Source organism: Corallococcus sp. AS-1-12 (genome assembly GCF_020036995.1).
GTDB lineage: Bacteria > Myxococcota > Myxococcia > Myxococcales > Myxococcaceae > Corallococcus.
Map to the genome: position 1 here is coordinate 229855 of NZ_JAIQDD010000004.1, position 22227 is coordinate 252081.

Sequence of the window (22227 nt, forward strand, 5' to 3'; positions counted from 1 at the left end):
GGCTACAGGTCACTCACGGACGTCTTCGAGGGCACCACCTTCAACACGTCCGACGCCGTGCGGCCCCGGATGCGCACCGAGTACATGTCCTCGATGGTCGCGGGCGGCGCCGCGAACGTGCCCGCGAACTGCGCGCGCATCACGTAGCCCACCGTGCGCGGGCTGTCGCTCCACCACGCCGGCTCCTCGAAGAAGAACGTCGCGCGGGACGGGTCCAACTGCCGGCGCTTGAGCGCCTCCGGGGCCAGCGGCAGCGAGTGCGGCGGGCCGCGGAAGACCTTGTCCTCCTGGAGCGGAACGAAGCCCGCAGGCACCGCGTCCTCCACCACGTAGTACGCCGAGCGCGCCCGGCTCTCTCCGCGCGCATCCAGCGTCAGCTCCACGTAGACCTCCTCGCCCTGGTTCACGGAAGCGCCCGCGTCCAGCTTCACCTTCCCGCCCTCGCGCAGCACGTAGTACGCGCGCTCCACGGACATCCCGTTCACGCGCGGCTGCACGCTCTTGAGCGGCGTCATCGCGGCGGCGCGCAGCGTGGCCACGCCGTCGAAGCCGCCCACGTCCACCGCGCGCGTCCCCGCCGGCAGCGTGGCGACCAGGCCCATGCCCCGCGCCGCGAACTTCACCGGCGCCGACGCGCCCTTCACCTCCGGCGGCGCCATGCCCTTGAACGCCTTCGCGTCGCGCTCCACCAGCCAGAGCGAGTGCAAGAGCGCCGTGCTCCGGTCGAAGGTGGACAAGCCCGGCTCGCTCAGCATCTCCAGGATGCGCTTGCGCGCGCGCGTGACGTCCAGCGACCCGAACGACGCCGCGTGCGCGGTGATGGCCGTGAGCCCCACGCGCCGCAGCGGGAAGCGGTAGAACGCCTCGGACGTCTCCGCCTCGCCCCGGAGCCCCGCGAGCTTCGCGAAGCCCTCGCCGCTCTCCTTCACCAGCCCCTGGATGCGCTCCTGGAGGCCGGGCTCCTTCATCACGCCCGCCTTCTCCGCGGCCAGCACCGCGAGCGCCAGCGGATACAAATCCCCCGGCTTCGCGGCCTCCACCAGCGCGCGCACCCGCGCCGCCTGACGCGGACCCTGCAGGCGCGCGAGCACGTAGGCGCGCGTCGCGTCGTACTCCGGCGGCAGGCCCTCCTGCGCCTCCAGCCACTTCGCGCTCTCCTGGATGCGCGCGTCGTCGCGGTCCACCAGCCCCGCCTCGGACGCGTACGCCAGGCCGTCCAGCGCGATGAGCGTGAGCGGCAGGCTGGGTTCGTTGTAGCCGCCGAACCAGGTGAAGCCGCCGCCCTTCACCGCGAGCCCCAGGATGCGGGCCGTGCCCTGCACGGAGCGGCTGCGCGCCTCCGCCAGCAGCGCCTGCGAGTCCGGATCCAGCTTGTCCAGCGCCCCCGCCTTCTGGAGCACCTGGTACACCGCCACGTTGGGCACCGTCGTGGAGACGAGCTGTTCCAGACACCCGTACGGATACGTGAGCAGCTCGCGCACGTTGGTGAGCGCCGCGTCCACCGTGGACGGCTGGAGCACCAGCTCCACGCGCGTCAACGCGGACGCCTCCGGCGCCTCCAGCGACAGCGCGCCCCCGCCCCACGCGCTCACCTGCACCGCGTCCTCCACCGCGGCCGGCGCCACGTCGAAGCGCTTCAGGTCGCGCAGCGGGTCCTTGCCGCCCACCACGTCCACGGAGAGCTGCGCCGGGCCCGTCTTCGCCGCGCGCAGCGTCACCGGCACTACCTGCTCACCGCCCTCGCCCAGCTCCACCTTGCGCTGGAGCGCGTCCGCCTGGAGCGCGCCGCCCGGCTGCAACCGCACGTCCAGCACCTGGCTGCCCTTGGACTTCGAGCCCGCAGCCAGCCGCACGGACGCGAGCGCCTCGTCGCCCTCGCGCAGGAACTGCGGCAGCGCCGCGTAGACGTTGAGCCCGCCGCGCGTGGCGAACTCCGCCGTGCCCTCACCGAAGCGGCCGGACGTGTCCGCCGCCACCGCCGTCACCACCCACAGCGTCTGGTTGGAGGGCAGCGTGAAGCGCACCGTCGCGCGCCCGTCCCGGTCCGTCACCACCGCGGGGTCCCAGTGCGCCGTGTCCTTCTCCAGGTCCTTCGCGTTGCGGCTGGGCGGCTTGATGGACGCGAACGCGTGGTCGGGCAGCCCCGCCATCTTGCGCGCCAACTGCTCGCCGTAGCCGTAGCCCTGGAACTCCGCCGAGTAGAAGCTCGTCACGTTGTCGCGCGCGGGCGGATAGAAGAAGTCCAGCACGCCGGGGCGGAACTCGGACTGGATGGCGTAGACGGCCTTGTCCACCACGCCCACGGACACCTGCGCGGACACGCCGTTGCCGTCGCTGTCGGTGACGCGCACGTCGATGGCCTGCTCCGTGAGCGGCAGCGCCTCCGCGCGGCGGGGCTGCAACGCCACCGTGAGCGTGCGCTCCTTCGGCACCACGCGGAACGCCACCGTGCGCTCCTCCCAGCGGCCCGTCGCCGTGGGGTACGCCACGGACGCGTACACCGCGCAGCCGAAGCGCTTCTCCACCGGGAACGTGTGCACCAGCGTGCGGCCCTTCAACGGCACCACCGTGGTGCCGTACAGGCTCGCGCCCGTCAGCGTCACCCACACGGGCCCCGCGTCCCTGCCGCCCTGGCCCCAGCCGTCCGGCATCAGCGCCACCAGCTTCGCGCTGTCGCCCGGCTCCAGCGTGCCGGACAGCGACGCGAGCGTGAGGTTGGGCACCTGCGCCACGGGCTCGTCCGCGCCGCCGATGACGAGCAGCGACTCCTCGCCCGTCCACGCCTCGCCCTTCTTGTCCTTCACCGTCACGCTCGCGACCACCCGGCCCACGTCCGAGGTGGGCACCTTCAGGCGGGACGTGCCGTCCTGCTGCGTGGTGAAGGTCTGCGTGCCCAGCTCCTTCTCGCTGCCGTCCGCGCGGACCAGCGTGAAGTCCACCTCGCCCGTGGTGACGCCGTAGGCCTTGCCGGACAGCGTGGTGGCGCGCACGGACACCTGCGCGTCCGAGCCCTTCTGCACCACCGCGTCCGAGAACCGCGCCACGCCCAGCACCTCCACCTTCGACAGGAAGAAGGCGGCGGTGCCGGTGGCGAAGGTCTCCTGATCATCCCGCGCGCGCACGGTGAGGCTGTAGCGGTACGGCAGCCGGTCCTCGCCCGGGCCGAGCGGGGGCACGGCGACCTCCACCTGGGCCTCGCCCTCCGCGTTGAACTCGCTGGCGGAGGACCACGGGTCGTCCGTGGCCTGGCGCTCCGCGACGGACGAGTACAGCCGCTCCGGCACGCTCAGCTTGCCCTCGCTGCTGGAGGCGGTGCCGTACGTCACCGCGCTGCCCTGGCCGCCGCGGCCGGAGTCGTCCACCCACGCGGGCGCGTCCAGCAGGCTGCGGTAGAGGAACACCTCGTACTTCGCGCCCTTGGGCACGCCGCCCGCGTAGCGGCGCGCGCGCACCGTCACGCTCACCGTCTGGCCGGGCACCACCGTCTCCGACGCGGGCTGCACCTCCAGGTAGAACGTGGGCTTCACGTAGTCCTGCACGCGCGCCTCGCCCTGGTGGGGCTGCGAGTCCAGGTCCGCCTCGATGCGCAGCACGCCCGTGCCCAGGTCGTCCGGCACCTTCAGCGTGCCGTTGAACGCGCCGAACTCGTCCACCGCCGCGCGGGTGACGATTTCACGGCCCTCCTGCGACACCAGCTTCACGCGCACGTCGCGCTTCTTCGGCGTGAAGAGCCGCGCAAGGAACGTGTCCGGCTGACGCACGAGCCCGCGGAACTTCACCTCGTTGCCCGGCTTGTAGATGGGCCGGTCGCTGTAGATGAACACGTCCGGCGCCACCGCCAGCGCGGAGTAGAAGTCCGTGTCCACGATGGCCGTGTCCTGGCCGGCCGTCACCGTCGCGATGATGCGCGGCTCCGTCACCGCCAGCGTCACCTCGCCCTTGTCGTCCGTGGTGCCCGTGGGGCCCTTGCCCGTGGGCAGGTACACCTGCACCTGCGCCCCCGCGCGCGGCTGCTGGTCGCGCCCCGCCACGCGCACCAGCACCTGGCCGTCCGTCTGCTTGAGCTGCACGGTGACGTCGCTGACGACGAGCACCACCTGCCCCTCCACCCGGCCCTGCACCAACTGGAGCACGTAGGTGCCCGCGGGCAGCGGCGCGAGCAGCACGCGGCGCTCCTGGAAGCCGCTGCCGCTGTCGCCCGTGTCGAAGCCCGGCACGTTGAAGTCGCGGTTGGCGCCGCCCAGGTCCAGGTTGAGCCACTGGCTGCGCACCACGGAGAAGCCCGGCGGCGTGCCCACCAGCTTCTCCGGCCCCTCCGCCACCTTCGCCAGCGGCTCGCCGGACGAGGAGTCCGCCGGCGGCTTCGGCAGCGCTTCGCCCACCTCCTGGCGGAAGTCGGGCGACAGCGCCTCCATCAGCACCAGGCCCGGCGAGCGCACCGCGTTGAGGCCGCGGCTCAGGCCCCGGCCCGGGTTGAGCAGCGTGGGCGGCGTCTCATACGCGCGCCGCAGGTCGCCCTGCGCGCGGATGAACGCGTCCAGGTTCGCGGGCTGGAGCACGCGCAGCTCCACGGGCCCCTTGTCCTCGAAGGCGACGTCCACGGCCACCGGCTCGCTGCTGCCGTAGGAGCGCGGGACGGTGATGTAGAGCGGCTTGGCCAGCGCCACGCCGGACAGCAGGAGCGCGGCCAGGGCCGCGAAACGAACGGAGGTCTTCATGTCCCAAATCCTTCCGACGCCATGACGTAGCCCTGCGCGTTGCCACGGAAGCCCAGGTACGGCAGGGCCTCCAGGTCGCGGCGGGCCGCTTCGATTTCAGGGGGCAGCGCCTTGGGCATGGGCGACGAGCGGTCCACGCGCGCCTCGGACGTGTAGCCGTCCATGGCGAGCCCGCTGAGCAGCCGCCCCGTGTTGACGCCCAGCACCACCGTGGAGGGCGCGCGCAGCCCCGCGACCACCGGGCCCGCGGCGTTGAGCATGTTGGGCGCGCGGCCTTCGCACGCCTTCTGGAGCCGCTCCACCTCCGGCTGGCTCGTGGCCAGCACCACGTGCTTGCACAGCGTGGCGCGCACCAGCGTCCGCGCGCCGCCGGAGAACAGCGCGGACAGCCCCTCCGCGTCCTTCTCGTCGCCCCACAGCAGGGCCAGCTCCGGCTCCATGGACGCGCTGCCGCGCGGCGTCCACGCCACGGCCACCTGGCGCGCGCGCATCGGGGCCCGGCTCTCGCCCTTCCAGAAGGCCTTGAGCTGCGCGGGCTCCAGCGACTCCGGCAGCATGAGCTGGAACGCGAACAGCACCGGCGTGTCCTCGGGCACCAGCTTGAGCAGGTCGTCGGAGAGGGGCTTGCCGGTGGCCACCCACGTCCCGCTGACCTTCCCGGCGATGCCCTTCGCCACCAGCCGGTCGCCGTCCACGCCCAACTGGAGCCGCGTGTCCTCGCCCAGGCCGAGCACGTGGGTGAAGAGCTGCGCCTCGCGGCCGTAGGCGTTCGCGTCGAAGCCCACCTCCACGTCCACGCCCAGCTCCCCATCCAGCTCCGGCAGCGCCGCGCACAGCGCCTGGAGCACCACCACCGGGTGGCGCGACAGCACCAGCCGGTCCTCCGTGCGCGCCGCCCACACCGTCTGCTCGGCGACGAGCCAGCGCGACAGGTGGAAGCCGCCGTCCGGCACCTCCCCCGTGCTGGCGGGGCAACCGTCCGCCACCAGCTCCCCGCGCTTCGCCACGGCGTCCAGCGAGTCCCACGCCGCCCGCGCCGTCTTGTTCGCCTTGGGGACGATGAGGGCGGGCGTGCCCACGCGCGCGTCGCCGGTGAACCACACCGTGCGGAACGGCGTGTCGAGCAACTGCCCGACGACGACGTCCAGCACCGCGCCCTTGAAGGACGCCTTGAGGTCGGCGCCGGTCGAGCCCAGGAACGCGGCCCAGCCGCTCGTGAAGCCCTGCCCCAGCGGCTTCTCCCACTGCGACTTCAGCCACGCGTTGCGCGCCAGCGCGTCGCGCACCTTCGCGGGCGAGTGCACGTCCACCCAGAGGGCGGGGAGCGCCGCGGCGCCGGGCACCTCCATCTTCGAGGAGGACACCTCCGGCATGCCCTCCACGGTGGCGCCCGCGGTCGGCGGGCCCTTGGGCTCACCGGAGGAGAAGGCGGGGCCGGAGCCGCCGCCGCCGCTCTTGCGGCCGAGGACGAAGGCCCCCACGCCCACGCCCACGACGAGGGCGCCGATGAGCGCGATGCGCGCGGCGGACGAGGGGCCCTTGCCTCCGCCTCCAGCGGGGGGCGGCGGGCTCACGGGAGACGTCATGACATCCACTCCTTGAAGCGGAAGAAGCCGAGGAAGGCGGCGTTGGCCGGCACGGGGCGCCACTCCAGCGGCGCCTCGGTGGCGAGGGAGTCCAGGACGCCGGTGCGCACGCGCGCTCCGGCCTCACCGGGGTGGTAGACGACGCGCGCGGGGGCATGGGCCCGGTCCTCCGGGCGCACCACGAGCATCAGGTGGAAGACGGGGCCCGCGTCGTGCTCCTGGCGGAAGGCCACCACGTCCCCGGTGCGGAGCTGCTCGCGCGCGTCCTCGCCCCGGCCCAGCGGAGCGAAGCTGCGGCTGATCAGCGTCTCCGCGTCCGCGAAATCAGAGGGTCCGCCGCGCGCGTCCCGCCACAGCGGGGAGGCGAGGCGCTCGGCGGCCACGCGCCGGTACGCCGTGCGGTACGCGTAGCGGATGAGGCCCGCGCAGTCGCGCTGCGCCGGCTGCCACGCGGCGTCGAAGGCCTTCACCTGCGCGAGCGCCACCTGCGCGACCTCCCGGCGCAGCAGCCGCGCGCGCGTCTCCGGGGCCACGGGCTCCGCTGCGATGGACGCGGCAGGCCGCGCCCGAGCCTCCACGGAGGACAGCGCGGACACGGGCGCCGTCCCGGACGGAGGCGGGGCGGCGTTCAACAGCAACGTGAGCATCAGGACGCGCATGGCAGGGCCGAGCCGGGAGCGCCGGCCGCTTCAGTAGCCCTCGTCTCCGCCGCCACCGCCGTCCCCGCTCTTCTGGAGCTCCTTGACCGCCTCCTCCAGGTTCGTGGGCCAGCCGTTCCCCTTGGGCTTCGGATCCGCGGACGGCACGTACACCTCCGCCTGCCCGTCTCCCAGGATGTTCACCCACGCCAGCACGCGCGTCGTGCCCGGCGTCGCCAGCGGGATGCGCACGCGGCGGCGGACCTCTCCCGGCGTGCCCTCGAAGAGCGCCAGGTTGAGCGTGGCCACCGTGTGCGCCTTGTCACCGCTGGGCCAGTAGTTCGTCGCCACCAGGTACACGCCCTTGGGCGGCGCGCGGTGGATGTAGAGGTACGGGCCGTACGCCGGCTGGTCGAAGTCGCCGCCCTGCTCGTTGAGGAAGAACGTGCCGCCGGACGGGCTCTCCGTGTTCGCCCAGTACACGTGCGCCATGGACGTCACGTCCAGCGTGTCGCCCGCGCTGCTCGCGTCCGTGGGCTCGTAGATGTGCAGGTCCGTGTAGACGCCGTCCGTGTCGCTCGTGAGGATGGCCTTGAGCGGCACCGGCGGCACCTGCGCGTAGCTCGTCGCCTGCGCGCGCGCCGTGCCACCCTTGTTGGTGGCCATCACCGTCACCACGTTCTTGCCGCTGGCCGCGGGGAACTTGCGGCTGAAGCGCCCCCCCTGCGTGCGCATCAGGTAGCGGTCGCCGTTGATGGACACGACCACCGGATCCACCGAGGCGTCGCTCACCGTGCCCTCGATTTGCAGCATCCGGTCCACCGTCCACCCGCCGGACGGCGCGCTCAACACCACCTTGGGAACCGTGTCGCCCCGGCCAATGGGCACGCCCTGCTGGCGGGCGGAGACCGGCGGCGCCGTCTGCGAGAGCAGCCCGGCGAGAAGGACGGAGAGCATGATGGAGCCTGCGAACCTGGAGGTGAGCCGCGCGAACCGCGTGTCCGCGAAGAGACACAGCGTGCGGCAAGCCCCTCCCCCTTTTCAAGCCACCCGGCCCCCGCTGGCGCCATGGCCCGGGAAGCCCCCCCGCCGCGACGCTGGACGTCGCGGCCTTCGCCTCCCCTCCTCGCGAGTCCGTCCGCCCGCCCTTCGGGCCCGGACACCCACGGTCACGCGTCAGAGGGGCCCTGCCTGCCGCACCCGACTACTGCGGGCGCTCCCAGCCGTGGCGGTTCACGAAGTCCGACACCATGGCGGCCGTCGTGTCGCGGATCTTCTCCACGTCCGCCGCGGACTTGCCCACCGTGTCCTCCATGGGCCAGTCCTCGCGCTTCTGGTCCGCCACCACCGGCGCGTCCGGCAGACCGCCCAGCGTCACCAGGATCTGCGCGCTCTTCGCCAGCTCGGGCGTCAGGCGCTGCGGCTTCGCATCGCCCAGGTCCACGCCCATCTCCTTCATGGTGGCGAGCACCTCGGGATGCAGACGCTCGGCCGGCTGCGTTCCCGCGGAAATCGCGCGCGCCTTCGCCGGGTCCGCCAGCAGGTTGAAGAAGGCCGCCGCGATCTGCGAGCGACCCGCGTTGTGCGTACAAGCGAAGATGACCGTGTTCATCGCACCGCCTTTGGAGTGTTGAGAATCATGATGTTCCTGGGCTTCCTGGGAAGTATCACATCCTGAGCAGGGAAGAGGACAACGCTCGCCCTCCCCCAGCACATCCCCCTGACAAGGGGTGTCATGACCGCCAATCTGGGTGGGATTTGACTCCGCACGAAGCCTTCCCTGGGGCGGGAGCCGGGGGGATGCCTAGGTTGGAGGGGTCATGCAAAGCACCCCCTCCTGGGCCTGGATCGTCTTCTGGGCGCTGCTCCTGGCGCTGCTGGTGGTGGACCTGCTCGCGCACCGGGGAGGCCGGGGGCAGTCGCGCCGCGCGGCGGTGCTGTGGAGCCTGGCGTGGGTGGGCCTGGGGCTGGGGTTCTGCGGCTTCGTGTGGGCGACGCTGGGCAGTGAGCGCGGCCACGAGTACCTGGCGGCGTGGCTCATCGAGAAGAGCCTGAGCCTGGACAACGTCTTCGTCTTCCTCGTCATCTTCCGCAGCCTGAACGTGCCCCAGCGCTACCAGCACGAGGTGCTCTTCCTGGGCATCTTCGGGGCGCTGGTGTTCCGGGCCCTGTTCATCTTCGTGGGGGCGGCGGCGCTGCAGCGCTGGGGCTGGGTGTCGTACGTCTTCGGCGCCATCCTGCTCGTCACCGCGTGGCGCGTCCTGCGCGAGGACCCCTCCAAGCAGGAGGACAACCGCGTGGTCGGCTGGCTGGCCAGGAGTCTGCCGGTGACGGACCAGGTGGAGGGGCCGCGCTTCGTGGTGAAGCAGCAGGGGCGCAGGCTGGCCACGCCGCTGCTGCTGGCGCTGGTGGGCCTGGAGGTGACGGACATCCTGTTCGCGGTGGACTCGGTGCCGGCGGCGTTCTCCGTGACCACCGACACGTTCATCCTCTACAGCTCCAACGCCTTCGCCATCCTGGGGCTGCGCGCGCTCTACCTCGTCATCGCCGGGGCCGTGGGGCAGTTGAAGTACCTGCACTACGGGCTGGCGGGGGTGCTGGCGTTCGCGGGCGTGAAGATGGTGGTGGAGACGTGGGTGCACATCCCGCCGCTCCTGTCCGTGGCCATCATCGTGGCGGTGATTGGCGGGGCGGTGGGCGCCAGCCTCCTGCACCGCAGGTCCGTGCGCCAGGTGGAGGCCTGAGACGCCTCAGGTGCCGCCGGGGCTCAGGGGCTTCGTCAGCAGTTGGTCGAACGTGGGGTTCGCCGCCTTCGCGATGCGCGCCGCGTGCTTCTTCAGGAGGGCGGCGTTGGCGTCCTTGACGTCCTTGCCGGAGGCCACCTCCAACTGGGTGATGTACTTGCGCAGCCCGGCGCGCCGCTGCTCCAGTTGCAGCCGCTCCGCCTCGCTGAGCTTCGGGTCCTCCAACCGCGGCCCGATGGCGGCGAGCTGCTCCTCCAGGAGCGCGATGTTCGCGGGGTCGCTCGCCTGGGACACCATCGCCACGCCCGCGTCCGGCGCGGCGGCCTGGGGCTCCGGATACACCACGGCGGTGAGGCGGCCGAACTCCTGGGGCGACATGCGCTGCGCCTCCAGGTTCAGCAGGAGGGAGGCCTGGGCCTTGCCCAGCATGCGCAGGGAGGCGCCCGCGGCCCGGAGCTTCGCGCTGCGGCTCCCGTTGCTGAGCTCGTTGCCGTACTTCTGGACGAACTCCAGGGACTCCTTCTGGAGCACGTCGTAGGCGGGCAGGGTCGCCTCGCGCGCCGCGAGGTAGGCCTCCAGCCGCGCCTCGTCCAGCTTCAGCACCTTGCCCGCGGCAGGCGGCTGGAAGGGGTAGCGGGCGTTGAGCTCCGCGGTCTTCTGGGCGCGCTCCTGGGACTTCATCAGCGCGGCCACGCCGGCGCCGTCCATCTGGCGGTCCGCCCAGTACCCCGTGGCGACCAGGCCTCCGCCCACGAGGAGCAGCCCGCCCACACCCAGCCCCAGCCCGAGGATCCACTTCTTGTTCATGGCGCTGCTCCGCTCTCCTTCCGGAAAGGACGGGCCCGCCCGCCGCCGGAGCCCCTTTGCTACCCGGGCCGTCCCTGGAGGGCAAGCGCGCCCCGGGCAGGGGCGGCCCCTTTCAGTCCCGGGCGGGCGGCCGGCGCGGCAACTGCACGAGGAAGGTGGTGCCGTCCTGCGCGGTGGAGCGCACGCGCAGCCGGCCGCCATGCGCGTCCACGATGTGCTTCACGATGAACAGCCCCAGCCCCAGCCCGTGGGCATTGCGCTGGCCATCCCGGAGCTCCGCGCGCTTGAGGGGCTCGAACAGGTGCGGCAGTTGGTGCTGGGGGATGGGGCGCCCCTGGTTCTTCACCGCGAGCGTCACCCCCCCCGCCTGGCCCCGCAGCCGCACGCGCACCGGGCAGTGGGCGTCTCCGTAGGCGAGCGCGTTGTTCACCAGGTTGGTGATGACCTGCGCCAGCCGGTCCGGGTCGCACCACAGCCGGGTGACGCCCCGCCCGGCCACCTCCAGGCGCCGCTCCGGGTGGGCCTGCTGCACCTCGTCCAGCACCTGGCGCACCAGGTCCAGCAGGTCCACGTCGCGCGGGGCCATGGGGATGCCGCCGCCCAGCCGGGCCTGGGTGAAGTCCAGCACGTCGCGCAGCATGCGGTGCGCGCGCTCGGCGCTGGAGAGGATGCGGGCCACGGCCTTCTGGTCGCGCGGGTCGGGGTCCTCCCGCCTGGCCAGCGACGTGGCGGCCATGGTGATGGCGGAGATGGGGTTGCGCAGGTCGTGGCCGACGATGCCGATGAGCAACTGCTCGAACTCCGCGCGGCGCCTCGCCTCGGCCTCCGCCTCGTGCCTGTCGGTGACGTCCTGCATGGCGCCCACCATGCGCACCGGGCGGCCCTGGAGGTCCTTCACCACGCGGCCCCGGTCCTCGACGAAGGCCCACGTCCCGTCGCCCCGGCGAATCCGGTACTCGGCCTCCCAGTGGCCCTCGTGGCTGTCGATGGCCCTCTGCAGCTCCCGCATCACCTGCTCGCGCTCGTCGGGGTGCAGGCTGGCCGTCCACCACGCCGTGTCCATGACGGGCGGCCCCTGGGACGTGTCCAGCCGGAGGACGCGGGGCGCCGATTCGCTCCAGTGGATTTCATCCGTCACCAGGTCCCAGTCCCAGATGATGTCGCGGGTGGCCAGGGTGGCCAGCCGGTAGCGCGTCTCCGACGCACGCAGCTCCTGCTCCGCGCGGCGCCGCTCGGTGATGTCCAGCGACACGCCCGACACGCTCACCACGCGCCCGCCCGCGTCGAACACCGGCAGGAGGCGGACCTCGAACCAGACGCCCATGAGGTACAGCTCCGTGGACAGCCGCTCCCCGGCCAGCGCGCGCAGGACGACCTCCAGCACGTCCCGCCGGTTCCGGAACACGTCGAAGACGGAGCGTCCGTGCATCACCCGGGAGGGCACGGAGGTGGACGTCACGCCCTCGCCCTCGAAGAGGGTGAACACGCCCTGCGCGTCGAAGGCCCACAGCACGACGGGCAGTTGCGTGAGCACGCGGTGGAGCTGCTCGCGGGCCTCGTCGCGCTCCTGGCGCAGCGTGCGCGTGGCGGTGATGTCCGTGGACACGCCGCACAGGGCCCACGGCTCGCCCTGCACCACGCTGGGCAGGGGGAACTTCATCGTGTGGTAGAGGTGCGTCCCGTCGGGCTGGAGCACCTCCTCGTCGAAGACGAGCGGCGTCTTCGACGCCAGCACCCGGCGGTCGTTGTAGCGGAAGCGCTCCGCCGTCTCCCGGGGGAACAGGTCCAGGTCCGAGCGCCCCAGCACCGACTCGCGCGGGTGGCCGGAGATGGCCTCGAAGGGGCGGTTGATGAAGAGGTACCGCCCGCTGGCGTCCTTCGCGTAGATGGCGGCCTGGGCGTGGTCGAGGATCTCCTGCAGCCGCTGTTCGCGCGAGCGCAGCGCCTGTCCGTGCTCGTGGACGTAGTGGGCCACGGCCTCCGTCAGGCTCCGGTCCAGCGCGCGCCACAGCGCGCGCAGCTCGTTCGTGCCGAGCGGCCGGTGGGACGCATCCAGCACCTCGAGGATGGCCTCGCGCAGCAGGCCGTACTCCTCCACCAGCGTCTCCACGCGAGCGCCGGCCTGGAAACGCCGCTGCCCGATTTCCCGGGCATGGGCCCAGACCGCCCCCGAGGACCAGTTCTCCACGGCGCCCTGACGGAGGACGAGCACCAGCGCGTCCAACAGCTTGAGCATCCCCGCCAGCCGGTCCTGGAGCTGCGCGGCCATGTCCGGAGGGTGAGGGTCCAGCCGTGCGCCCCAGCGCCGGAGGATGTCCTCGCGCCGCGCCTCCACCAGGTCCGCGAGCGAGTCCGTCGTGGACGCGAACGGGTTCATGCCGGCGCTCCGGAGGCACCGGTCGGACGAGGCAGGCCGCCTGCTGTGGGAAGAGTGAGTGTCACCGTACCCCTGCTCCCTGGACGTGGCCGGAGTGGAGGGAAGATGCACATCGCGCGTCGCGAAATGGATGGGGCTTGCGGGATGGGGTGGGGTGGCTTGCCCACCTCTGGGATTGAACCCTGGGACGTGGCGGGCGGCCATGGGAGGCCTCCGTGAACCGCCGGGTCGCATCATTGACCTGGGGGAGACGGACTCCCGAGCACACGGGAGGCCGCGGGCCATGCCACTCGCGGAACGAAGGACGGGCGGACAGGGCGAGCATGCCCTGGTGACAAGGGGGCTGCCCTCCAGGACGTGGACCCGGGTCCACGTCCGGACGGGCGAGGGCCGGTCGCGAGTTCCGCCAGGGCCTGGCCGCGGGACTCGCGGCTGTCCCGGGCGGTGATGGACACGCTGCCGCAGGGTGGACGCGGGTGGGCGCCGTCCCCGGGGACACGGCGCCGGGCAGCGGCCCCACAGGCCCCGGCGTGCGCGCCGGGCCTCCAGCTCCAGGGCCTCGAACTCGCCGCGCCGGGAGGCACCGGCCGGCGGGATGAACAGCGTGCACGCGTAGCCGCGCCGCACGAGCAGCGCGTTCACGTCCTCTCCGTCCACGGACACGTACGCGAGCCGCCGCCCGAAGCGGTCCGTGCACGCCTCCGCGTCCCGCAGCCGCACCGTGCGGCCCTCCACGAGCGAGCGGTTGAACGCCGCGGCCTCCTCGCCGAAGCAGTCGTCGTGCCCCCGCGTCGTCTCCGGGGTGTCGGCCAGCAGGTAGCGGATCCGCTCGCCGTCCTGGAGCACCACCGTGTCCCCGTCGATGACCTTCGTCACCACGCCCGTGCTCGGGCCGCACTCCCCTTCCCCGCCACCACAGGCGGACAGGACGGTGAGCAGCACCAGCCACGCCAGCCCCCGCGTCCTCATCGCGCGCACGTCCGGTTCTCCCGGCCCGGGGTGCCCCGGTCGCCCGCGCCGAAGGTCACGTCGGCGGGCGTGGGACAGAAGGCCCCGGCCGCGTCGTTGCCGGTGGCGTCCCGCACGCGCGCGTCCAACTGCGACGACACGCCGGGGCTCGCGGCGTTCGTGAAGGCCACCGAGTCCAGCACGCTCCCCTGCGCCGACAGCTTGAGGACATGGGCCCCCGCGCCGTTGCCCAGGCCGAACGCGAACGTGCCGAGCACCGAGGGCAACCCGCCATTGAGTGAAGCGTCATCGCCACGCGCGAGGACCGCGAAGCCTCCGGACTTCATCGACAGGCACAGCGGGGACTCCAGGACGGAGCTGCCCGACTCGTTGGCGAGCGTCACCCCGTTGAGGTCCACCTCGCGCAGCGCGAGCACCTCCACCCACTCCCCCTGCGCATCCGGGACGGCGGCGGGGTCTGCCATGAACTCGGTGAGCACCAGCGAGCCCACGGTGGGAGCGCGGAGCGCACGGGGCTGCCCCGTGGTCCGGTCGATACAGCCTGCCTGCGCCGTGCCAGCATCCGCCCCGGTGCACGCGCGGTTGGTCCGGCCCGGCGTGCCCTGGTTGCCCTTGTCACCGTAGGCCTCCGTGGCGGAGCACCAGGACGCCGTGACGTCGTTGCTCTTCGCATCGGCGGTGAGCGGCGCGGACACCTGGGTGGCCACGCCGTCCTGGGCCGGGCCATACAGCGCGCTGTCGATGAGCACGCTGCCCGCGCGAATGGCGACCCCGCCGCCCGCGTTGCGCAGGTCCACGGAGAACGTGGCCAGCGGCTCCGGCAGGCCGCCGTTCACCTCCGGTTCCCGCCTGCGCGCGAGCAGCGCGGACTCTCCGGCGGCGAGGGACAGACAGCGCTCCGACTCCAGGCGCGTGCCGGACGTGTCCGTTCCCACCGTCAGCCCATTGAGGTCCACGGGCACGGTGGCGCGGACCTCCAGCCACTCGCCCACCGTGTCGTCTCCTCGCGGGTTGGCCATCACCTCGGTGATGATCAGCTCTCCGGGCCTCGGGGACTGGACGTCCCGGGGAGCGCTCGCGCCCGGCGGCAGACACGTCGTTCCTGAGGTGACTCCGCCATCCGGCAATGCGGGACACGGCGCGTTCGCGCTTCCCGGACTGCCCCGCGTTCCGCCCGGCCCGGTCTCCGGAGCGTCGCACCAGCGCGACAGGTCGTCGTTGCCCTCCGCGTCGGGCACGAGCCGGCCGTCATAGGTCCGGGCCGCGCCTGACTTCAGTGGCGCGGCCAGCACCACCGAGTCGAGCACGCGCGTCCCGCACCGCAGGCCCAGGAGCCCCGCGCTGTTGCCCAGCGCGCCGAGCGCATCCCCGTAGGTCTGGTCCACATGCTCGGGCAGCGCGCCGTCACGCACGTCGCCCAGCACGACGAAGGCCCCCGCGTCCACCGGCAGGCCCGTGGTGAACGTGTAGACGCGCTCCTGTGCCGCTTCGTCGCGCGCGGTGAAGAGCGTGACGCCCAGCAGGTCCACGGTCTGCCCGGTGGGGTTGTGGAGCTCCACGTACTCCTTCCCCGTGTCCGCGCCCACGGGGTCGTTGAGGTACTCCGTGATGATCAGGTCCCCCGGCACCAGCGCCTCACACGCCGCTGGCTCGTCCTCCCACGTGGGCAGTCCGCACGCCCCCATCCACCCCAGCATCCATCCCAGTCCCAACCGCACACCCCATCCCCGCACTGCCCGAGCCGCCACACTCCGCTCCCTTCAGAACCGCGTCTCCACTTCCAGCGCGAACAGGTGCCGGGGCGCATCCGGCGGCGTCCGGGCTCCTCTCGCGTCCTTCAAGTCCACGACCCACGCGTACCGGGCCCGCGTCGTCACGGCGTCCGCCGTCCAGCTCGCATCGAGCGTGGCCCGGAAGGCCTGCTCCAGCCGGTCGCGAGTCGACACGTCCTCGTCCTTCCACACGGCCCGGCCGCGCAGCCTCAAGGCGTCACAAGGCCGCACCTGCGCCTCCACCACCGCGTGCGCGTCCTCCCGCACGCCGCGGTTCACCGGATCATCCACGCGGGCATGCGCGTACTGCGCGGCCACGGACACCGCGTCGTGAAGCTCCGCCTTCACCCGGGCCGTGATGCGCAGCAGCGACCCTGAGCAGGGGTCCTCGCCCGAACCGTCGAAGCAGTCCCCCGCGACGCCGACGTCCTTGTCCCGGTACTCGGCCCACAGCGACGGTTGGAACAGCGCGTGCGCCCGCCAGTCCACCCGGGCCGAGCCCCGCAGGTTCACCGTGCCGGCGCTGCCCACCGCCGTGCCATCCGAGGGCAGCGTCCACGCATCCACCTCACCGCGCAGCCGCAGCGCGCCCTCCACGCGGTGCAGGTAGCGCACGCGAGCGCCCACTTCGTTCCGGGCCCGTGAGCCCTCCAACTCGTCCGGGCCGGACATCGCGCCCGTGTAGGGATTGGCGAAGCCGCGCCCATAGGCACGCAGCGACAGCTCCAGCTCCTTCGACGTGTCCGCCACCACCGTGCGTTGAAGCGCGCCGTAGCCACCGCCTCCGCCCGGCGCCGCATCGAACGTGCGCGCCGCCTCCACGAAGAGGTCCACGGGCCCCAGCCCCCACGCGCCATCCACGCCCACCGCGCCGAAGGCACCGCCCGCCGGGTAGCCCGCCGTGGAGCGGAAATCGAGCGCCGCGCCCTCCACGCTCCACACCGGCCGCGCGCCCCAGGCCGTCACTCCGACCTGTGCCCGCCGGGTCCACGCCATCGCCGCGTGGCCACCTCCCGCCCACTCGTGGAACACGCCGGGCAGCGTGCGCGACACGACTCGTCCCGTGGAGGCTCCTGTTCCCGCGAGCCACACCGCGGGCGCCTTGCAGGCCGTGCCCGCACAGGACGCCCGTTCCATCAGCGCGTGCGAGAGCAGCGAGCGGGACTGATACGAACCGAAGCCCGTCACGGACACCCCCGACGCGGTCCGCACCGTGCCCACCACGCCCCGGAAGCCTTCGTCCCATTGGAAGTCCGGCGTCACGTCCGCGGCGCGCTCCTCGGGGGTGCAGGCGCCATCTCCCAGGAAGCACCAGCGCTCCACGTCGCCCGGCACCCGCACGGCGTCATCCGGCAGGAAGCCCTCCGGCGTGGGCAGCCCGGTGGTGTCCAACGTGAGCCGCTGACCGAAGCCCAGCCGGTACGAGCCCACCAGCACGGAGGCCCGCTCGCCCGTCCACTGACCGAAGAACTTCGGCACGACCACCGACACGCCGGGCGCCTCCGCCACCAATGCCCGCCGGTTCGCGTCCCGGTGCACCGCGCCCAGCCGTCGCCGGGTGAGGGACGTGAGCAATCCCAAACGCCATCCCTCCGGTCCCGCCACGCGCACCTGGAGCGCCAGCGGAGGCAGCACCGGATCCGACGCGGCGAACGCCGACAGCAGCCGCGCATCCCCCGCCACCCGCTCCGGCGCCGAGGTCGTCAGGAAGGGCGCCAGCCGTCGCCGCTCCTCCGGCGTCAGCCCTCCCGAAGCCGCGAACCCATCCACGCGCGCGTACGTCAGTCCCGGCAGCGCATAGAGCGAGGCGCGCGACGCATTCGCCGGATCCACCCCCGAGCGCCGCAGCACCCGCAGCGCCGACAGCGTCTCGGCCGTGATGGCGCCGTCCTCCCGCAGCGCGAACAGCGCTTGCTCGCCCACGTCCTCGGGGTCTACCTCATACGTCGCGGCGAGCGCCGTGAAGGGCAGACCCAGCAGGAACAGCCACACGCGGACGAGGACGGAACGCACGCGGCGGGCCCTCTGCAGGAGCGGGACCACCCTTCCCTACAGAGAAGGCGCGACACGCGGTCCATCCCTTTCCCGGACTTGGGGTCCAGGCGAGGGACGGAGGTCCACGCGCCTCCAGGTGGCCATGGGGCGGTGCGGCTATGCTGCGGTGACATCCTCGCGAGGCCGGTCCGTCCGGCCCCAGAAACAGCGCATGGGCTACGTCCACATCCTTCGCCACTTCCCCTCTCCCCAGGAGGGGTTCAACCGCACCGTCCGCATCTACACGCCGGACACCTACGACGCCTGGAAGGACCACCGCTTCCCGGTGCTCTACATGCACGACGGGCAGAACGTCTTCGCGCATCCGGAGTCCGCCGTCTTCGACACGTGGTGCGCCAACCGCGTCGCGGAGGAGAACGTCCAGGCGGGGCGGATGGAGCCGTGGATCATCGTCGCGGTGGACTCGGGCCCCGGCCGCTTCGAGGAGTACTCGCCGTGGGACGAACCGCGCAACGGCGTGTCCGCGCGAGGCGAGGCCTACGGGCGCTTCCTGGTGGAGGAGCTGAAGCCCTACATCGACCGGACGTACCGCACGCGCCAGGGCAGCGAGTGGACCGGCGTGATGGGCTCGTCGCTGGGCGGGCTCATCTCGCTGTACTTGGGGTGGAAGTTCCCACGGGTGTTCGGGCGCATCGGCGCGCTGTCGCCCACGGTGATGTGGAGCCAGGGCCGCCTGTTCGACGCGTGGCGCGAGCACAGCCGCCGCTGGACGCGCATCTACCTGGACGCGGGCGCCACGGAGTTCATCCACGCGGGCGGCCTGCCGCTGGACTACGGCCGGGGCACGCGCGACTTCTTCCACCACCTCCAGGGCCTGGGCTACGGAGACCACGAGGTGTCGCTCGTGCTGGAGCCCGGCGGCGAGCACCACGAGAAGGACTGGCAGCGCCGGCTGCCGGGAGCCATGCAGTGGCTGCTCGGGTGAGCCTGTTCTCGTGACACGCCAGCCCCGCTCGGTGCCGCCCGAACAGCGGCAGGTCTACGTGCAGGTCGTGGAGGGCCTGCTCCAGCACGGCCTGAAGGGACAGGTGTCGCCCCGCCTGCGCGAACGGCTGTGTCATGCGGGCGTGGACCTGGACCGGCCGCTGTTGCCGCTCTACCCCGTGCCGGTCTGGGCGCGGTGCCTGGAGATCATCGTGGAGGAGGTCTATCCAGACGTGCCTCGGGTGGAGGGCTACACCCGGCTCGCCCGGGCGCACGTGGAGGGCTACGGGGCCACGCTGCTGGGGCGCGCGGTGATGGGCGTGATGCGGGTGCTGGGGCCCCGGCGCATGGTGCAGCGGCTGCCGGAGGTGCTGCGCGGCACGGACAACTACACGGAGGTGACGCTCGTGGAGCGCGGCCCCGCGCACTTCGAGCTGAGCCTCAACTCCAGCCTGGGCGCGCCCGGCTACGTGGAGGCCCTCTTCGAGGGGCTGCTGGCCTCGGGCGGCGCGAAGGCGCCCAGCGTGACGAAGGTGCACGACGACGGGGACAGCTCCACGTACGCGCTCACCTGGATTCAGGACCCCTGAAGCTCGGGTCGCCGCTCACGTCGCCTGGATGAACCGCACCGCGTCCCGCATGGACTCCAGGTCCGGGTGGCGCGTGAGGTACATCTCCTCCCCCAGCAGCGAGTGATAGATGGGCGGCAGCTCGCGGTGCACGAGCAGCGACTTGCCCAGCCGTTCGACGATCTGCGCGTGCGAGTGCTTGTAGCGGCGGCCGTGACGGCGGGCGCTATGGCAGACGTGGTGGCGCGGCGTGTACTGGAAGTCCGCCACCGGGTCGCCGGTCACCACGCGGGCATAGAGCCGGTACACGTCGATGTCGCACGTGTAGTTCATCATGTCCGTCATGAATCCGCCGGGCGGGCGGAGGTTGGCCTCCAGCACGACGAAGCGGCCATCCGGCAGGCGGAAGAACTCCAGGTGGAACCAGCGCTCGCGCAGGCCGAACGCGGCGACGACCTGGCGGCCCAGCACGTCGAGCGCGGCGGGGATGTGCTGGAGGCTCCAGAAGGAGATGTCGCGCCGTTCGGTGACGGTCTCCATGCCGCCGTCGCTGTATTCGTGGCTGAGGTTGAAGACGATGACGCCGTGGCGGTCCACGATGCCGTCGTAGGTGACGATGGTGCCGCGCACGAAGGGCTGCGCGACATAGGACGTGGGCAGCGGGTGGGCGAGCGCGGCGTCCACCTCCGCGTCGCTTGCGACCTTGAACGTGTGGGCGGCGCCGACGCCCACGTCGGGCTTGAGCACGAGCGGGTAGCCCACGCGGGCGGCGAAGGCCTTCACCTGCTCCGCGTCGCGCACGCGCAGGAGGTCCGGGTGGGGGACGCCGGAGGCGTGGAAGACCTCGGCCATGCCGGACTTGGAGCGCAGCTTGAGGATGTCCGAGGGCTGGAGGCCCGCGACATGGAAATCCTCGCGCAGGCGGGCTTCGACTTCGAGCCAGGACTCGTTGAGGGATTCGATGCGGTCGATGCGGCCGTGGCGCCAGGTGAGGTAGCCGGTGGCGCGCAGGAGGGCGTCGTAGTCGGTGAGGCTGGGGACGAAGAAGTATTCGCGAAGGGACTCGCGAAGCTCCTGGCGGAGGGACTCGTAGGGGGTGTCGCCGATGCCCAGCACGGTCACGCCACGCTCGCGCAGGGCGGTGGCGAAGTGGAAGTACTGGGAGGGGAAGTGGGGGGAGATGAAGACGAAGTTCATGGCTCCTGGCGGGCGAGTCCTCCGCTGGTGTGGACCATAGCGGCCCCGCCCGCGCCCTAGAAGCCCGGTGGGGAACACTGTCCACCAGCAGCACTCGCGCGAAGGGGCTGCACCGGGAACACTCGCGGCATGGCGGAGGATTCCAAGGCGTTCGCACAGGCGCGGGAAGCGATGGGAAGGCACACCATCCCGGAGCTCATCGACCTGCTGGAGAGCGAGGACGTCCGCACACGGTTCCTGGCGGAGATGTGCCTGAGGGACGCGACGTCCACCTGACTCCACTTCCAGCCCGCGGGTCCGCGGGAAGAGAGGGAGGCTGCGGTGAAGGAGTGGCGCGACTGGTGGTCCGCGCGGAGGGACACGTTCAAGAAGCGCTGGGGTGAACGAAATGGTGACAAGAGCACGAAGCCTCGGGCCGTCCCGATGAACCGCGAGCGCTCCCAGCGGTTCGTCATGGCCGTGGTGCAGAAGCTGGTGACGGTCAGCTCACGCGGACTGCCCGAGCCCGGGCACAACCGCTTCACGCCTCAGGCGATGGGCCAGGGATTCTCCTGGCGTCGCGGCAACGTGTCATTCGAGGTGCTGGAAGACGCCGGGGACGTGCCCTTCGAGGTCGCCCTGGCGGACACGCTGCAAGTCTCGCCTCGGGCCTTTCGCGCGCTCGTCGTTCCGTTCGAAGTGGCGGCAGGCGGCATCGAGCTTTGCGACATGTCCTACGGGAGCGTGCATCCGTTCGACCTGCCGGCAGGGAACTACGCGATGCTCTTCGAGATGGAGTTCCGCGAGCGGACTTCCGGCCTCGAATCCTCGGAGGACATGCCCGTGTGCTGCCGGGTGACGTTCGTGCCGTCCCAGGACGTCGCTCCCGCCATTCTCAAACAAGATGCCGGCCTGCGGCCGTCGAAGCGCCTGATCCTCGACGGCCAACTGGCGTGACACGCTACTGCGCCAGGTCCGGACGGTAGGTGGCCAGGGTGCAGCGCATGCGCTGGACCTGCTCCGCGCTGAAGCCCGTCATGCAGGCGTCGTCCGTCAGCTCCATGTAGTTCTGGATGGGGACTGGCACGCCGCCGCAGCTCGTGATTCCCGCGGTGCACCCCTTGTGGGAGGTGGCATTGGGCGGGGTGTCGCAGATGCGGTCGCCGGTGGTGTAGCAGTCCGGCGCGGTGGCCGTGCCGCATCCCGAGTAGTACGTGTGGAACAGGCCCAGGTAGTGGCCCACCTCGTGCGTGACGGTCCGCCCGTTGTGGTACGGCGGGACGGGCCCCACCCGTCCGAAGGCCAGCCAGTTGATGACCACGCGGTCCTGCGGCTGACCGACGGCGCCCGTGGGCTCCGCGGGCAGGAAGGGCACGTAGCCTCGCGAGCCGCCGGCGCTGTTGGTGTAGATGTTCACGTAGCGCGTCGGGTCCCAGGAAGTGCTGAGCCAGTAGTTGCCCGTGTCCTGGTACCAGGTCGTGTTGCAATAGCGCTGGATGCCCGTGGTCGGGTTGCCCGAGGGGTCCACGGTGGCCAGGAAGAACTCAATCTTGCTGTCCACCCCACTGCCCCCCGGAGTGCCAGCCAGCGCGCGGAAGTCCTCATTGAGGACCGCGATCTGACTGTGGACCAGCGCGTCCGAGACGTTGCCATTCGTGCAAGCAATGTCCGCGACGACATGGACCACGACCGGGATGCGCCGCACCGTCAAAGGCAGCCACTGAGGGCCGGGAACGGTCGAATCCATGGAGCAGTCGGAGGCGGTGGGGGCGAACTTCGACACCCATGACGGCGCAGGCTCCGGGGCTGCACAACTGCTGGGGGCTGCTCCGGACAGGAGCGCCAGGACATGCCCCACCATCATGAGAGGAATTGTCATTTGAACCCAGGAT

At 72.0% G+C, this 22227-nt stretch carries 16 protein-coding genes; 5 read left to right on the forward strand and 11 right to left on the reverse strand.

Going from position 1 to position 22227, the window contains the following annotated elements; genetic code table 11:
• Positions 1 to 2: 2 nt before the first annotated feature.
• The 5 genes from K8556_RS08235 to K8556_RS08255 form a co-directional block, all read right to left on the reverse strand.
• Positions 3 to 4718 carry an MG2 domain-containing protein gene (locus K8556_RS08235; protein ID WP_223739472.1) on the reverse strand — a complete coding sequence of 1572 codons (4716 nt, stop codon included), beginning with the start codon at positions 4716 to 4718 and terminating at the stop codon, positions 3 to 5.
• Entirely contained in the window at positions 4715 to 6304 is a 1590-nt protein-coding gene (locus K8556_RS08240; RefSeq protein WP_223739473.1) for a hypothetical protein, read from the reverse strand. The genes K8556_RS08235 and K8556_RS08240 overlap by 4 nt, the downstream gene beginning before the upstream one ends.
• On the reverse strand, positions 6301 to 6963 hold the full coding sequence (locus tag K8556_RS08245; RefSeq protein ID WP_223739474.1) for a DUF1175 family protein: 663 nt from the start codon (positions 6961 to 6963) through the stop codon (positions 6301 to 6303). Before K8556_RS08245 ends, K8556_RS08240 begins: the two co-directional genes overlap by 4 nt.
• Positions 6964 to 6993: 30 nt before the next feature.
• Positions 6994 to 7899 carry a DUF2135 domain-containing protein gene (locus K8556_RS08250; RefSeq protein ID WP_223739475.1) on the reverse strand — a complete coding sequence of 302 codons (906 nt, stop codon included), beginning with the start codon at positions 7897 to 7899 and terminating at the stop codon, positions 6994 to 6996.
• Between the two features lie 247 nt (positions 7900 to 8146).
• Complete coding sequence (locus K8556_RS08255; protein ID WP_223739476.1) at positions 8147 to 8554, reverse strand: low molecular weight phosphatase family protein; 408 nt, start codon at positions 8552 to 8554, stop codon at positions 8147 to 8149.
• Positions 8555 to 8762: 208 nt separating this feature from the next.
• On the opposite strand from K8556_RS08255, the gene K8556_RS08260 reads away from it, so the two are divergent.
• Positions 8763 to 9686 carry a TerC/Alx family metal homeostasis membrane protein gene (locus K8556_RS08260; protein WP_223739477.1) on the forward strand — a complete coding sequence of 308 codons (924 nt, stop codon included), beginning with the start codon at positions 8763 to 8765 and terminating at the stop codon, positions 9684 to 9686.
• Between the two features lie 6 nt (positions 9687 to 9692).
• Here K8556_RS08260 and K8556_RS08265 read toward each other — a convergent pair whose 3' ends face one another.
• From K8556_RS08265 to K8556_RS08280, 4 genes are all read right to left on the reverse strand, one after another.
• Positions 9693 to 10493 (reverse strand): hypothetical protein, encoded by an 801-nt coding sequence (locus K8556_RS08265; RefSeq protein WP_223739478.1) that lies wholly within the window; start codon positions 10491 to 10493, stop codon positions 9693 to 9695.
• Positions 10494 to 10605: 112 nt separating this feature from the next.
• On the reverse strand, positions 10606 to 13839 hold the full coding sequence (locus tag K8556_RS08270) for a PAS domain-containing protein (RefSeq protein ID WP_223739741.1): 3234 nt from the start codon (positions 13837 to 13839) through the stop codon (positions 10606 to 10608).
• A complete protein-coding gene (locus K8556_RS08275; RefSeq protein ID WP_223739479.1) occupies positions 13836 to 15524 on the reverse strand; it encodes a lamin tail domain-containing protein in 1689 nt (562 codons plus the stop codon). Before K8556_RS08275 ends, K8556_RS08270 begins: the two co-directional genes overlap by 4 nt.
• Positions 15525 to 15599: 75 nt before the next feature.
• The gene (locus K8556_RS08280; RefSeq protein WP_223739480.1) at positions 15600 to 17624 is read right to left on the reverse strand and encodes a hypothetical protein; all 2025 of its coding nucleotides are present in this window, start codon (positions 17622 to 17624) and stop codon (positions 15600 to 15602) included.
• Positions 17625 to 17817: 193 nt separating this feature from the next.
• On the opposite strand from K8556_RS08280, the gene K8556_RS08285 reads away from it, so the two are divergent.
• Together K8556_RS08285 and K8556_RS08290 are read left to right on the forward strand one after the other, a co-directional pair.
• Positions 17818 to 18591: an alpha/beta hydrolase gene (locus K8556_RS08285; protein WP_223739481.1), complete on the forward strand. Its 774-nt coding sequence runs from the start codon at positions 17818 to 17820 to the stop codon at positions 18589 to 18591.
• A 10-nt stretch (positions 18592 to 18601) separates the two neighbouring features.
• Positions 18602 to 19180, forward strand: coding sequence for a DUF2378 family protein (locus K8556_RS08290; RefSeq protein ID WP_223739482.1), 579 nt, complete (start codon positions 18602 to 18604; stop codon positions 19178 to 19180).
• A gap of 15 nt (positions 19181 to 19195) precedes the next feature.
• Here the strand turns inward: K8556_RS08290 and K8556_RS08295 are convergent, their stop codons facing one another.
• The gene (locus K8556_RS08295) at positions 19196 to 20356 is read right to left on the reverse strand and encodes an acetyl-CoA carboxylase biotin carboxylase subunit family protein (RefSeq protein ID WP_223739483.1); all 1161 of its coding nucleotides are present in this window, start codon (positions 20354 to 20356) and stop codon (positions 19196 to 19198) included.
• A 129-nt stretch (positions 20357 to 20485) separates the two neighbouring features.
• On the opposite strand from K8556_RS08295, the gene K8556_RS08300 reads away from it, so the two are divergent.
• Both K8556_RS08300 and comJ read left to right on the forward strand, forming a co-directional pair.
• Positions 20486 to 20632: a hypothetical protein gene (locus K8556_RS08300; RefSeq protein WP_158616640.1), complete on the forward strand. Its 147-nt coding sequence runs from the start codon at positions 20486 to 20488 to the stop codon at positions 20630 to 20632.
• A 147-nt stretch (positions 20633 to 20779) separates the two neighbouring features.
• Complete coding sequence (gene comJ, locus K8556_RS08305) at positions 20780 to 21292, forward strand: competence protein ComJ (protein WP_223739484.1); 513 nt, start codon at positions 20780 to 20782, stop codon at positions 21290 to 21292.
• Between the two features lie 4 nt (positions 21293 to 21296).
• Here the strand turns inward: comJ and K8556_RS08310 are convergent, their stop codons facing one another.
• Positions 21297 to 22118: a zinc metalloprotease gene (locus tag K8556_RS08310; protein ID WP_223739485.1), complete on the reverse strand. Its 822-nt coding sequence runs from the start codon at positions 22116 to 22118 to the stop codon at positions 21297 to 21299.
• Positions 22119 to 22227: the final 109 nt, after the last annotated feature.

Coding starts and splice junctions, on each gene's coding strand:
- K8556_RS08275 (WP_223739479.1), bottom strand. CDS start 15,524: ATGGGGGCGTGCGGACTGCCCACGTGGGAGGACGAGCCAGCGGCGTGT.
- K8556_RS08235 (WP_223739472.1), bottom strand. CDS start 4,718: ATGAAGACCTCCGTTCGTTTCGCGGCCCTGGCCGCGCTCCTGCTGTCC.
- K8556_RS08300 (WP_158616640.1), top strand. CDS start 20,486: ATGGCGGAGGATTCCAAGGCGTTCGCACAGGCGCGGGAAGCGATGGGA.
- K8556_RS08285 (WP_223739481.1), top strand. CDS start 17,818: ATGGGCTACGTCCACATCCTTCGCCACTTCCCCTCTCCCCAGGAGGGG.
- K8556_RS08255 (WP_223739476.1), bottom strand. CDS start 8,554: ATGAACACGGTCATCTTCGCTTGTACGCACAACGCGGGTCGCTCGCAG.
- K8556_RS08240 (WP_223739473.1), bottom strand. CDS start 6,304: ATGACGTCTCCCGTGAGCCCGCCGCCCCCCGCTGGAGGCGGAGGCAAG.
- comJ (WP_223739484.1), top strand. CDS start 20,780: ATGAACCGCGAGCGCTCCCAGCGGTTCGTCATGGCCGTGGTGCAGAAG.
- K8556_RS08250 (WP_223739475.1), bottom strand. CDS start 7,899: ATGCTCTCCGTCCTTCTCGCCGGGCTGCTCTCGCAGACGGCGCCGCCG.
- K8556_RS08270 (WP_223739741.1), bottom strand. CDS start 13,839: ATGAGGACGCGGGGGCTGGCGTGGCTGGTGCTGCTCACCGTCCTGTCC.
- K8556_RS08260 (WP_223739477.1), top strand. CDS start 8,763: ATGCAAAGCACCCCCTCCTGGGCCTGGATCGTCTTCTGGGCGCTGCTC.
- K8556_RS08295 (WP_223739483.1), bottom strand. CDS start 20,356: ATGAACTTCGTCTTCATCTCCCCCCACTTCCCCTCCCAGTACTTCCAC.
- K8556_RS08265 (WP_223739478.1), bottom strand. CDS start 10,493: ATGAACAAGAAGTGGATCCTCGGGCTGGGGCTGGGTGTGGGCGGGCTG.
- K8556_RS08245 (WP_223739474.1), bottom strand. CDS start 6,963: ATGCGCGTCCTGATGCTCACGTTGCTGTTGAACGCCGCCCCGCCTCCG.